Source organism: Streptomyces sp. NPDC048057 (assembly GCF_040653095.1).
Lineage (GTDB): Bacteria > Actinomycetota > Actinomycetes > Streptomycetales > Streptomycetaceae > Streptomyces.
Genome location: NZ_JBEZNF010000019.1, coordinates 81,110 through 92,975, shown reverse-complemented (window position 1 = coordinate 92,975; position 11,866 = coordinate 81,110). Strand labels below are relative to the sequence as shown.

The window sequence follows — 11,866 nt, the reverse complement described above, 5'->3', positions numbered from 1 at the left end:
GCCGTCGGAGCACCCGCCCGCCGCCCCGATATCGACGTGCCCCGTCGGGTCGGTCTGGGTTAGCGTCCGGCCATGAAGGATCAGCCGGAAGGAATCGACGCGTCCGGTGTGCGGCAGGCCCTGCTGACGTGGGGGATCGACGTCGCGGACCTCGCGTACGCACCCGTGGGCTTCGGCGACTACCACTGGACGGCCGCGGACACCACCGGCGGACGGTGGTTCGTCACGCTCTCGGACCTCTCGGACAAGAATCACTGCGGGATGGGGGCGGACGCGGCCTGGCAGGGGCTGCGCCGCGCCATGGACACCGCGGCCCAGCTCAGGGACCGCGACGGCCTCGGCTTCCAGGACGGCGGCTTCGTGCTCGCACCCGAGAGCACCCCCGAGGGCGAGAGCGTGCGCCGTCTGGGGGAGCGGTACGCGCTGAGCGTCTTCCCGTACGCGAGCGGCACCAGCGGCGACTTCGGGCAGCGGCTCGCCCCGACGGAGCGGGCGAGCACCCTTCAGACGCTGGCCGCCCTGCACGCCGTGCCGCCCCCGGCCGTCACCCGCGTCATCCCGCCGCAGCTGTCGGCGCGGGAGCGGCTGGAGGCGAACCTGGCCGCGGTGGACCGGCCGTGGAGCGGCGGCCCCTGGTCCGAGCCGGCCCGGGAATGGGTGCTCCGTCACGCCGCGGGGCTGCGCGGCCGGCTCGACGATTTCGACGCGCTCAGGGCCGAAGCGAGCGGCCGGGGCGCCGCGCTGGTGGTCACGCACGGGGAGCCGCACCCCGGGAACCTCCTGTGGCACGAGGGTCGCCAACTGCTGCTGGACTGGGACACGGTGGGGCTCGCCGTGCCCGAGCGCGATCTGTGGCTGGTGGCCGACGGGCCGGACGACCTGGCCCGCTACGAGGAACTGACGGGGCATGCGCCCGATGTATCGGCGCTGGCGCTCTACCGGCTGCGGTGGGACCTGGAGGACGTCGACGCGTTCCTCGGCTGGTTCCGCTCCCCGCACGGCGCCACGCCCGACCTGGAGCAGGCGTGGGACGGGTTCCTCGACACCGTGCGGCGGCTCGTGGCCTGAGTCCGCACCGGGCCCGGTGGCCGGATCACTCCGGCCACGGGGAGTCCAGGATCGTCCGGACGAAATCCCCCCGCTCGAAACCGGGCACGAAGTGCTCCAGGACGTCCGCCTTCACATTTTCGGAAGCCGTCTCGGGTTTGGGGTCGATGCCGTCCGTGAACGCCTTGGGGATCCGCCGTTTGAAGTCCGGACGTGGATGGAGAGTGACGACCTCGGCACGATCAGTGGCGGAGATGTCGGAGAAACCGATCCCGAGTGCGTCGTACTCGACGCCCGCCGTCACGAGCGCCACCTGCGGCCCCATGAACTCGGGAATGCCGGGAGCGGTGTGCAGGGCGGCCGTAAGCGCTCTCCCGGCCCGAGATCGTGGAACATCGCGCCGATGTGGAGAGCTGTTCCGGGTCGAAGGAGAGCCCCCGGTGGCGTCCCGGGAGGACGCCGAAGAAGTGGACAGGGCGAGAATGGTCGTAGACGAGGAACTGGCCGTCTCCCGTACGAGTTCCGTCGCCTCCTGTGCGAGCCTGGTGTCTGGTACGCGCACGCCCGCGACCGTGCAACGGTCGTCCGTCACAGCGTTCACAGCCCTTCCCTACGACCCAGCCGTCCGTCGGGCGACGGCGGCGCTCCATCATTGCGCGGGCATGAAGTCGCGGAACGGTGGAACTCACCGAAGAGAAACGCTCCATCACACTGTGTTCACCATCGAGGGAGGTGCACAAGTGATTACCGGGGTGATCGTGGTCAGTGGCGCCAGAGGGGCAGATGGTGACGGAGGTCACTCTCCTTTCCGGTGCACGGAATTGCTGCTTCAAGCGTCTTGATAGGTGCCGGGGAAACACCAACGGCTCGTTCGCGCGGTCACGTTCGTCGTCCAGTGGGTGACCGTGGAGTCGGAAGGGCGTCCCACGGCAAGCGTTTTCAGCAATATGACGTTATGTGATGAACTGGCTACATCACCACCACGTATTGCTCCTTACGCGGTCACGTAGTGGCCCGAGAACAGTCCCGTGCGGGGCAGGGAGAAAAGCATGAAACCGTTCGCGTGGAACTACGCACGTCCGGCCGAGCTGTCACCAGTCGTCGACCAGTACTCGTACGACTCCACCCTTCAGCTGAACGTCCTCCCGGACGGCCGTCCCGCCATCATGGACCGGGCGCTGCTGGCGGCGGTCGGCACCACCACCTCGACAGCAGGTTCCGCGACCCACTTCGACGACTGATCCCCCACAGATGACGGTGCTGATCCTCACCAGCGAGCAGGACGTGACCGCGGACATGGTGGTGGCGCAACTCCACAGGAGGGGCGTTCCGCTCGTCCGGTTCGACCCGGCGGACCTTCCGCAGGAGGGCGCGCTCTCCGCCGAGTACGTACGGGGCGAGTTCCGCGGCTATCTGTCCACCGGCGGGCGTGTGGTCAGCATGGACAGCCTGCGCGCCATCTGGGTGCGCAGGCCCGGCGAGCCGGCGGCGCACGCGGCCGAGCCGTCCGCGTGGCTGACCGCGGAGAGCGGACAGGCGCTGTACGGCATGCTGCACAGCACCAGGGCCCGCTGGATGAACGAACCGGGCGCGGCTGCCCGGGCGCGGTTGAAGCCGTGGCAGCTGCGCATCGCGCACGACAGCGGGTTCCCGGTGCCCGCGACCGTGATCACGACGTACCCCCAGGTCGCGCGGCAGTTCGCCGACCAGTACCGGCACGTCGTGGTGAAGGCGGTGTCGGGCAAACCGCCGAACGACCCCCCGATGGCACTGCCCACCACGCTCGTCCCCGCGGACGCGGACTTCACCAACGTGGCCGCGGGCCCCACCCTGCTCCAGCGGTACATCGCGAAGCGGGCGGACGTCCGGCTCACCAGCGTGGGCGACGAACTCTTCGCCGCGCGCAAGCTCGCCGAGCCGGGCCAGGTCGACGGTCGCTACGGGGAGACCGGACACCACTGGCACGCCGTCGAGACGCCCGAGCGCGTGCGGCGCGCCGTGCTGAAGTACAAGGAGTCCGCCCAGCTCGCCTACGGCGCCTTCGACTTCGCCGAGGACACCGAGGGCACCTGGTGGTTCCTGGAGTGCAACCAGGGCGGCCAGTTCGGCTTCGTCGAGCTGGAGACGGAACAGCCGGTCGCCGACGCGGTGGCGCGGTGGCTGAGCTGTCCCCAGGACTGACGGCCGGGGCGGGGCCGCACCACCCGCCCCGGCGGTCACCCCCCGGCCGGCCCCTACCGCAGCCAGCCGCGCCGGCGGATGTACCACAGGGGGATCAGCGCGGCGACGAACGTCAGGAGCGTCGTCACCAGGAAGCCGTGCTTCCACGTCAGCTCCGGCATGCTCGTGAAGTTCATCCCGTAGAAGGTGGCGATCAGCGTCGGCGGCAGGAAGACCGCCGTGATGATCGTGAACACCTTGACGATCTGGTTCTGCTTCACGTCGAGCGAGGTCATGATCGACTGCTGGAGGTAGCGGACCTTGTCGTGCTCGTAGCTCGCGTGCTCCTTCACCCCGTTGATGTCGTCGATCAGCACGTCGATCAGCGGTGCGAGCGCCGGGGTGCGGCCCTCGGCCTCCGCCCGCAGGTGCCGGGCCGCGCGGGCGAGCAGGAGCTGGGACTCCTGGGACCGGGAGACGATCTCCTCGGCCGAGTTCATCCGGGCGATCGTGTCCTGCATGTTGCCGACGCCGATCTCCCTGCCCCGGTCGTCGTAGCCGTCCGTCGCCAGCGTGATCTCGTCGCTCATAGCCTCCAGCGCGTCGCTGGCGTAGTCGATGACCCGCTCCTGCGCCTCGTTGAGCGCGTACAGCAGCGCGTACATCACGCCGTGCGCGCTCTGCGCGAGGTGGGGCAGTCGGCGCAGCCGGGCGAGCGCCTTGTCGAAGGGCGGGAAGGGCACCCCGGGTTGCAGGGTGACCAGGACGTCGTCACCGAGGGCGAAGACGAGCCGTTCCCGGCGCACCGTCGCACCGCTGCGCACGTTGATCGTGATCGGCAGGTAGACGAAGGTGTCGCCCTCCCACACCCGGTCGCCGGCGGTGGCGAAGTCGGCGCCGGTCGTCCGCTCCGCCTTCGTCAGCGCCGCCGCGTCACCGGCCGGCACCTGCACCCAGTGCCTGCGCAGGCTCGCCACCTCGTAGGTCCCCGTCAGTCGTCCGTTGTTCGGCATGTCGGTTCCTCCCGTCACGGGTTGTAGGGCGAAGTGGAGGAGGAGTCGGACCGGCTCGGCGGCGGTTCGGGCGCGCCGTAGTGCACGACCAGCAGGGCGGCGCAGATGAAGAGGTACAGCCCGATGGTGAAGGCGAGCGCCTGCCGTTCGAGGTTCGGGCGCTTGGAGCGGTTCGGTGCGGACGAGTTGAGCGTGACCATCACAGACCCCCACGGTGGTGGACGGGCGGACCCGCGCTGCCCGGCCGGGCACGCCACGGGACGAACGGTGGTGACGCCCCCGGGCCGGTCGGACCAGGGCGGCGCGCGGGAGGGAAAGGCGGGAAGGGCGGGGAACGGCGCACGGCGCGCCGTCGCGGGGCGGCGGCTCAACTGCCGCCGGCACGAGGGCCGACGCTCAGCGGCGGACCGGGCAGGGAGCCGTGCGCGAACCGGAAAGGGGCCGATCGTGGCCCGGACTACTGCCGTCCATGTCCGCCTCCCTCCCTGTCGGGCTCGACACCGGACCGGCTGGTACGAGGCGGTCCGAACGTCCACGAGCGCTGCCGACGTCGCTGTGCGTCAGGGGCCTCGCTGCGGTGCTCGGCAGGGCGGACCCCGTGCGTCGTCCATGCTCGCACACGTGCACAAGCCCCTTCACGGAGGGCTTTGATCCAGCCATTCCACGCCGCAGTCATGCGTCCGGAACGCGATGGTCGGGCAGGAAGCCGCCGAACGCGTACCGACGTTGATCGCCCGTTGCTACGCTGCACCGCATCGCAGGCAGGGGAGCACGGGGAGGCGGCGATGGTCCCACGGCTGGTGTTCGTCCACGGGATCGGCGGCCCCCGCGACCCGGCCCGTGACCGGGAGGGCTGGTGCGCCGCGCTCGCCAAGGGGATGGCCGACGCCGGGCACACCCGGTTCGCCGACGCCCTGCCCCGTCGGACCGACTGCGTCTTCGCCCACTACGCCGACCTCTTCCGGACCGACCAGGCCCAGGGCGCCGCACGCACCCCGGCCGCGGCGAGCGACGAGGCGGACCTCCTCGCCGAGTTGATGGTCGCCTGGGTCGGGCAGCACGCCGACGCGGACGCCGCAACGGAACGGGCCCGGCTGCTGCTGGCCCGCGCCCGCGCCGAGGCGGACGTACGCGACCAGAGCCAGGGCGCCCTGGACGTGGTGCGCCGGGCCATCAACGTGGCGACCACGATGCTGTCCCTACGACCCTGGTCGGCCGCCGCCGGCTGGATCACCCCCAAACTGATGGTCCACCACCTCGCGCAGGTGGCCCGATACCTGGCGCGCGGCGAGCAGGACGCCGCGGGGCAGAGCCTCGACCGGCGGATCCGGGCCCGCATCGCGGAGGCGATCGACGGTCGGCCCGCGGTCGTCGTCGCCCACTCGCTCGGCACGGTCGTGGCGCTGGAGACCCTGCACGAAACGCCCTCGCCGACCCCGCTCCTGGTCACCCTCGGCTCACCCATCGCCCTGCGCACCGTCGTACGACCCCGGCTGCATCCCCAACCGCCGTCCGTGCCCGCCTGCGTCACGCGCTGGCACAACCACTGGGACCGCGACGACATCGTCGCCGCCCGCCCCCTGCTGGAGGACGACCTCCTTCCGAGCCCGACGGGCGTCCTGCCGCGCTCCCGCCGCGTCGACTCCGACGGCTTTTGGGTGCACTCCGCCGAGACCTACCTCGCCCACCCGGACGTCGCGGGCCCCGTCGCCGAAGCGCTCCAGGACCTGGCGGGCGCATGAGGACGCCCGTACCCGCCCGCCACGCCCTGGTCGTCGCCCCGCACTGCACCTCCATGCCCCCGCTGGCCCGGCTGGCGGACGCTGCCACCGCCCTGTACGAAACCCTGACGGACCCCTGCGTCGGCGGTTGCGCACCCGGACTCCCGTCGGGCGGCGGCCTCGTCCACGGCACCGAACTGACCAGCGCCGCCGTCACCGCCGCCGTCCAGGAGGCCACCGCCCACGCGGCGCGCCGCGGCGCGGTCCTGGTGCTGGCGCTCCTGGGCCACGGCTTCCTCCCCGGCAGCGCCACCGGCCTGCGCCTGATGGGCGCGGACTCCACCGAAGACGTCCGCCTCTGCTCGGTGAACGTCCCCGAACTGCTCACCGACGCCCTCGACCACCCCGGCATTCCCGGCGTCCTCGGCATCGTCGACACCTGCCACGCGGCCGGCGCCCTCCCCACCGCCGCGGACCTCACCGCCGGCACCCGGCACGGCACCAGCCGGATCAGCCTGCTCATGGGCTCCTCCCTCACCGAAGCCGCCGTCGACCTCGCCTTCTCCCGCGCCCTCGCCGGCGCACTGCGCGCCGGCATACCGGGCGCCGGGCGGGTGCTCACCCCCCGGCGGCTGCGCGACCACCTCGGCGCGACCGTCATCGGCCAGAGCGTCACCGGCTTCGACTACGACGGCACCCCGAACGACCCCCTGTGGCTCGCCCGCAACGTCCGGCACGACGACGCCGGCCCCGCCGGCCTCGCGGGCCGCCACGCCCACGACGTGCTCGCCGAAGCCCTCGGCGCACTGGACCCGCCGCTCGCCGCGACCGGCACCGACCTCCCGTTCGTCCACGCCTGCCGCGCCGAACTGCGCACCCGCCCGCCCTCCGAAGCCAAGGAGTGCGCCGAAAGCGCCCTCGACCGGCTGGAAGCGGCCGTGCGCACGGTGACGTTCATCCGCGACTGGCTCGGCGCCGACGTCACCACCTCGACCCTGCGCTACGCCCTGCACACCCTCTTCGCCGACGAGCGCCGGCCCCACACCCCCGACGCCGCCGTGACCGACGTCGCGATCGTCGACGACCTCACCTTCAACCACCCCACCGCACAGCCCGACGGCACCCGCGGCCTCACCCGCTTCGTCGCCCTCCTCGCCCACGCCTGCGGCAAGGACCTCGCCAGCACCGAACTCCACACCTGGGCGCGCGAGGTGCACATCCCGCCGACCGTCGTCAACGACGCCGTCGACCACGTGCGCGACCTCGTCACCCGCCACCGTCTCAGCCTCGTCGTCAGCCTGCACTCCTCCCTCGTCGGCGACTGGCCGGAAGTCCTCGACGCCTGGCTGCTGCGGGACGGCTCGACCGTGGCCCAGGAGCAGTTCCCGAGCGACAGCGCCGACCGGGACGGCGCCGAGGCCGCACTGGAGGCGGCGGCGCTGTGGGCTCAGGACCTCGCGCGGCAGTTCGCCCTGCCCCTGAAACGACTCGACGTCGCCGTCCCCGGCTCCCTGCTGCTGGGCTGGCGCCCCGAAGCCGCCGGCATCGGCCTGCGCCTGGGCGTGCGCTTCGACGTACGCCTCCACTGGAGCGACCGGCTCACCCCCGACGCCGTGCTGCGCAGCATCGAGGGCACCTTCACCGAACGGTGGGAGACCATCTCCCGCTGCGACACCGGCGCCCCCGTCGACTGGCTCGCCCAGGACGACGTCCACGACCGCCAAGGGCTCCGCGGCCGGCTGCGCAACGGCCGCTACACCCGCGGCATCGGCCTGGTCCACCACCCCGGGGGCGACGCCGGCCTGCTGGAGACGCTGCTCGCCTACACCCCGGTCCTGCTCTGGCCCCGGGGGCCGGCCGGCTTCCCCAAGGAGCGGCACGCCTGCCTGGACGCCGGCTGGTGGGCCATGCCCGGCGCCCTCGACCGCGCCTACCGGGGACGCTGGGACGAGTCGAGCACCCGCGCGGGCGCCGACCCCGGCTCCGCCGCAACCTTCGCCGACCTCGACGCCCTCGCCGATCTGCGCGCCGTCTGGGACGACGAGGAATGGCTCCGCTTCTGTTGGAACTACCGGTCCGTGCCCACGGCTCGGACCACGGACGAGGAGAGCGCCCGATGACGTACTACCGCGGAGACGGCGTGGCCCGGCCCGACATCCGGCTGCCGGCGCCCCCGCCCTGGCGCACCTTCCCCCGGACCACCCGGGCCACCGCCTTCCAACCGCCCGCGGGCCTCACCGAAGCCGTGAACGCCGCCCTCGCCCTGCGCCGCCCGCTGCTGATCACCGGAGGTCCCGGCACGGGCAAGTCCACCGTCGTCGAACAGGTCGCCACCGAACTCGACCTCGGCCCCGTGCTGCGCTGGCACATCACCTCGCGCAGCACCCTCGGCGACGCCCTCTACCGCTACGACGCCCTCGGCCGCATCCACGCCCACCGGCTGCAACAGGCCGGGGCCAGGCCCGGTCAGGAGGGCGGAGCCGACGCCGTCGAGGACTTCCTCACCCTCGGACAGCTCGGCACCGCACTGCTGCCCGCCCCGCGCCCGCGGGCCCTGCTGATCGACGAGATCGACAAGGCCGACCTCGACCTGCCGGGAGACCTCCTCGACGTCCTGGAGCGCGGCGAGTTCCACATCCCCGAACTGTTGAGGGAGGGGCAGGACGCGGCACAAGTACGGATGTGGGATACCGCGGAGCGCCATCTGGTGCGCGACGGGCGCGTCCAGTGCAGCGAGTTCCCGTTCATCGTGATGACCAGCAACGGCGAACAGGACATGCCCGCACCCCTGCTGCGCCGCTGCGTGCGGTTCACCATGCCGCAGCCGGACGCGGAGCTGGTGCGCCGGGTGGTCCGGGCCCACCTCGACCTCGACGTCGGCGACGAAGGGCCGGCCGCCGCCGTGGTGGACGACTTCGTACGACGCGTCGCCGCCGGCGGCAGCGTCGCCGTCGACCAGCTCCTCAACGCCCTGCACCTGCTGAACGGCACGGTCCGCGGCCACGACGAACAACAACGCGTCGTGGAGCTGTTGCTGAAGGACCTGTCGAGTGCCTGAGCCGGGCCCGCCCGCGGAACACGACGACGCCCTCGGCCGGGTCGTCGCGGCGCTCGACGGCCTGGGTCACGACCTCGACGGCGTCGCGGTCGCCGACCTGCTGTGGCTGGCGAGCCAATCGGTGCGGTCCGTGCAAGCGGCGGACGCCGCCGACCGCCACGAGCCGCGGACGGGCGAGGCCGAGGAGCACAGCGAACCACCGGCCGCCCCCGACCGCCCGCAGCTCCCCGTCCACCCGCCCGCGGTCGAGGGCGACGGGGAAGCCGAGGCCGCCGGCACGGCCCGGGAGGTCGTCGTCCCCCGGGCCTCCGCACTGCCCAGGGCACGCCAGATCGCCACCGCCCTGAGGCCGCTGGCCCGCCCCTGGCCCACCGGCCGCAGGACGCGCCTCGACGTCGAGGCCACCGTCGCCGACTACGCCCGCGGCGGCGAACTGGTCCCCGCCTTCGCCCCCGCCCCGGAGCGCTGGTTCGACCTGACCGCCGTGGTCGACCGCTCGCCCACCATGCGGGCGTGGGACGACACCGTCACCGAACTGCTGCGGGTGCTGGCGCGCTCCGGGGTCTTCCGGACCATGCGGGTGACGGAGATCGACACCGGCGGGGACGGCCCGCCCGCCCCCGGCGCCCGGCTCCTCACCCGCACCCCGGGCTCCCGCAGCCTGGTGCTGGTGATCTCCGACTGCGTGCCCGGCAGGGCGGGGGAGCAGCACCTGTGGGACCAGGTCCACCAGTGGGCGAGCACCGTACCCACCCTGCTGGTCAACCCCCTGCCGCAGGAGAAGTGGCGGCGCGCCGGCCTCGACCTGCCCGCCGTGCGCGTCACCGCGCCGTCCGCCCCCGGAGCCCGCAACAGCCGGCTGCGCTTCACCCGCCCCGCGGTACTGGACGCCCTGCCGCACGTCGAGCGCCCGCCCGTGCCGCACGACTGGCTGCCGGTGCCGGTCGTCGGACTGTCCCCGCGCGTCATCCAGCGCTGGGCACGCACCGTGATGCGGGGCGACCCGACGGGCTGTCAGGCGGTCCTCGTGCCCGCACCCGGCGTCTTCCCCCGCCCGCCCGTGCCGCCCGTCGACGGGGTGCGCGCCGTGGAGTCCTTCGTCCACCGCGCCTCCGACCCGGCGCTCTCCCTCGCCGTGCTCTGCTCCTCCTTCGCACGGCTCAGCCCCGCCCTGCTGCACCTGGTGCGGCAGGAAGTGGTGCCGCAGGCCACGACGGCGGACGTGGCCGAAGTCCTCACCGGCGGGCTGATGTCGGTCGTCGACGGCTCCGACGGCGGCGCCGGTCCCGTGCTGGCGTTCCGGCCCGGCGTACGGGAACGGCTGTCGCGCCGCCTCGGCGTACGGGACGAGCACCGCACCAGGGAGTCGGTGAGCCGCTACATCGCCACCCACCCCGTCGCGGGCGAGGGGTTCCGCGCCCTGGTGTCGGACCCCGGTGGCGAGCACGACATCGCCGCGGACTCCACGCCGTTCGCGTCCGTGGCGGCCGGGTTCGGCGGGGTGCCGACGCAGCCGCCCCCGCCCCCGTTCCCGGCGGTCGCCCATGCGGGGCCGGAACGGACGCACCAGCCGTACTTCTTCTTGAGCTACGCGCACACGCCGCGGTACGGGGCCGCGGGCAGGGACCCGGACATGTGGGTGGAGCGGCTCTTCCGCGACCTCTGCAGCCATGTGATGGCCATGACGGACCTGCCGGCCGGTGCTCCGGCCGGATTCATGGACCGGGAGATCCGATCGGGCGAGGGCTGGTCCGAGCGGTTGGGCGAGGTGTTGGCGAACTGCCGCGTCTTCGTCCCGCTGTTCTCGCCCCGGTACTTCGCCAGCGAGATGTGCGGAAAGGAGTGGTACGCCTTCGCCCAGCGGGCGATCTACCACCAGGCGAAGAGCAACCGCCCCGCCGAGGCGATCGTGCCCGCACTCTGGGTGCCGATACCCCCGGAGCAACTGCCCGGACCCGCCGAAAGACTCCAGTTCAACCACCGGGCCTTCGGCGACCGCTACGTCACCGACGGGCTCTACGGCCTGATCAAACTCCGCATATTCGCGGAGGAGTACGACACCGCGGTCTACGAACTGGCGAAACGGATCGTCTCGGTCGCGGACGCCACACGCCTGTCTCCCGGCTCCCCGGTCGACTACCGGCACGCACCCAGCGCCTTCGGAAAGGCGAGCAGCGGTCCGCGTTCGATGCACCTGATGGTTGCCGCACCCACCCGTCACGACCTCCCCGCGGGCCGCGCCCCCGAGTACTACGGGCGGGAGTCCCTGGATTGGAACCCCTACTACCCGAACTCCGCGCGACCCCTGGCCCAGGTCGCCCAGGATCTGGTGCGCTCCCTGGACTACCAGCCCACCCTGTCCTCGTTCGACCAGGTGACCCTGCCTTCGCCCGGACAGCGGCCCACCCGGCCCGAGATGCTGATCATCGACCGCTGGGCCCTCGCCGACGACGCGCGCTGCGCCAGACTCGCCGAGTTCGACGCCCGGGCCCAGCCCTGGACGGCCCTGGTCGTGCCGTGGAACCGCGACGACCCCCAAAGCAGGCTCTCCGAAGCCGAGTTGGCCGAGCGTTTGGAGCGCACCATGCCGTACCACATGAGTCCTGCCAACCACAGGTCCACCAGGGCCGCCGCGCGCGGGGTTCCGAGCATGGAGGCGTTCGGACAGATCCTGCCCAGCGTCGTCGAAGTCTCCGCCCAGGGGTACCTCGGTTCCGCAGAGGTCTTCCCGCCCGGTGCCGCGCCTGCGGTGCGCCCACCACAGATCCACCACCAGGAAGGGGACGTGCGCGGGCCGGTGCCGTACCCAAGCGGTCCGCGCACCGAGAGCACCGAGCCCGAGGGGCGCTCGGAGTAGCGCGCCCCTC

9 protein-coding genes and 1 pseudogene are annotated in these 11,866 nt (G+C 72.7%); 7 read left to right on the top strand and 3 right to left on the bottom strand.

Translation table 11 applies throughout. From position 1 onward, the window contains the following. Positions 1 to 72: 72 nt before the first annotated feature. The gene (locus AB0E05_RS22845) at positions 73 to 1,068 is read left to right on the top strand and encodes a phosphotransferase (RefSeq protein WP_361966320.1); all 996 of its coding nucleotides are present in this window, start codon (positions 73 to 75) and stop codon (positions 1,066 to 1,068) included. A 25-nt stretch (positions 1,069 to 1,093) separates the two neighbouring features. Here AB0E05_RS22845 and AB0E05_RS22840 read toward each other — a convergent pair. Beyond that, positions 1,094 to 1,639: pseudogene (locus AB0E05_RS22840) on the bottom strand (diguanylate cyclase). A gap of 457 nt (positions 1,640 to 2,096) precedes the next feature. Between AB0E05_RS22840 and tgmA the strand changes: the two are divergent. Further along, on the top strand, positions 2,097 to 2,288 hold the full coding sequence (gene tgmA, locus AB0E05_RS22835; protein ID WP_361966317.1) for a putative ATP-grasp-modified RiPP: 192 nt from the start codon (positions 2,097 to 2,099) through the stop codon (positions 2,286 to 2,288). A gap of 10 nt (positions 2,289 to 2,298) precedes the next feature. After that, positions 2,299 to 3,228 carry an ATP-grasp ribosomal peptide maturase gene (tgmB, locus tag AB0E05_RS22830; RefSeq protein WP_361966315.1) on the top strand — a complete coding sequence of 310 codons (930 nt, stop codon included), beginning with the start codon at positions 2,299 to 2,301 and terminating at the stop codon, positions 3,226 to 3,228. Positions 3,229 to 3,281: 53 nt separating this feature from the next. Here tgmB and AB0E05_RS22825 read toward each other — a convergent pair whose 3' ends face one another. Next, complete coding sequence (locus AB0E05_RS22825; RefSeq protein ID WP_361966313.1) at positions 3,282 to 4,220, bottom strand: CorA family divalent cation transporter; 939 nt, start codon at positions 4,218 to 4,220, stop codon at positions 3,282 to 3,284. Positions 4,221 to 4,234: 14 nt separating this feature from the next. Further along, positions 4,235 to 4,420 carry a hypothetical protein gene (locus tag AB0E05_RS22820; protein ID WP_361966311.1) on the bottom strand — a complete coding sequence of 62 codons (186 nt, stop codon included), beginning with the start codon at positions 4,418 to 4,420 and terminating at the stop codon, positions 4,235 to 4,237. 585 nt (positions 4,421 to 5,005) lie between these two features. Here AB0E05_RS22820 and AB0E05_RS22815 point away from each other — a divergent pair. The 4 genes from AB0E05_RS22815 to AB0E05_RS22800 are packed head-to-tail and all read left to right on the top strand — an operon-like array spanning position 5,006 to position 11,856. Continuing rightward, positions 5,006 to 5,962 (top strand): hypothetical protein, encoded by a 957-nt coding sequence (locus AB0E05_RS22815; protein ID WP_361966309.1) that lies wholly within the window; start codon positions 5,006 to 5,008, stop codon positions 5,960 to 5,962. Further along, on the top strand, positions 5,959 to 8,061 hold the full coding sequence (locus AB0E05_RS22810; RefSeq protein WP_361966307.1) for a hypothetical protein: 2,103 nt from the start codon (positions 5,959 to 5,961) through the stop codon (positions 8,059 to 8,061). Before AB0E05_RS22815 ends, AB0E05_RS22810 begins: the two co-directional genes overlap by 4 nt. Next, complete coding sequence (locus tag AB0E05_RS22805; RefSeq protein WP_361966305.1) at positions 8,058 to 8,999, top strand: MoxR family ATPase; 942 nt, start codon at positions 8,058 to 8,060, stop codon at positions 8,997 to 8,999. The genes AB0E05_RS22810 and AB0E05_RS22805 overlap by 4 nt, the downstream gene beginning before the upstream one ends. Continuing rightward, positions 8,992 to 11,856, top strand: a complete 2,865-nt coding sequence (locus AB0E05_RS22800; RefSeq protein ID WP_361966303.1) for a TIR-like protein FxsC — start codon at positions 8,992 to 8,994, stop codon at positions 11,854 to 11,856. The genes AB0E05_RS22805 and AB0E05_RS22800 overlap by 8 nt, the downstream gene beginning before the upstream one ends. The last annotated feature ends 10 nt before the right edge of the window (positions 11,857 to 11,866 follow it).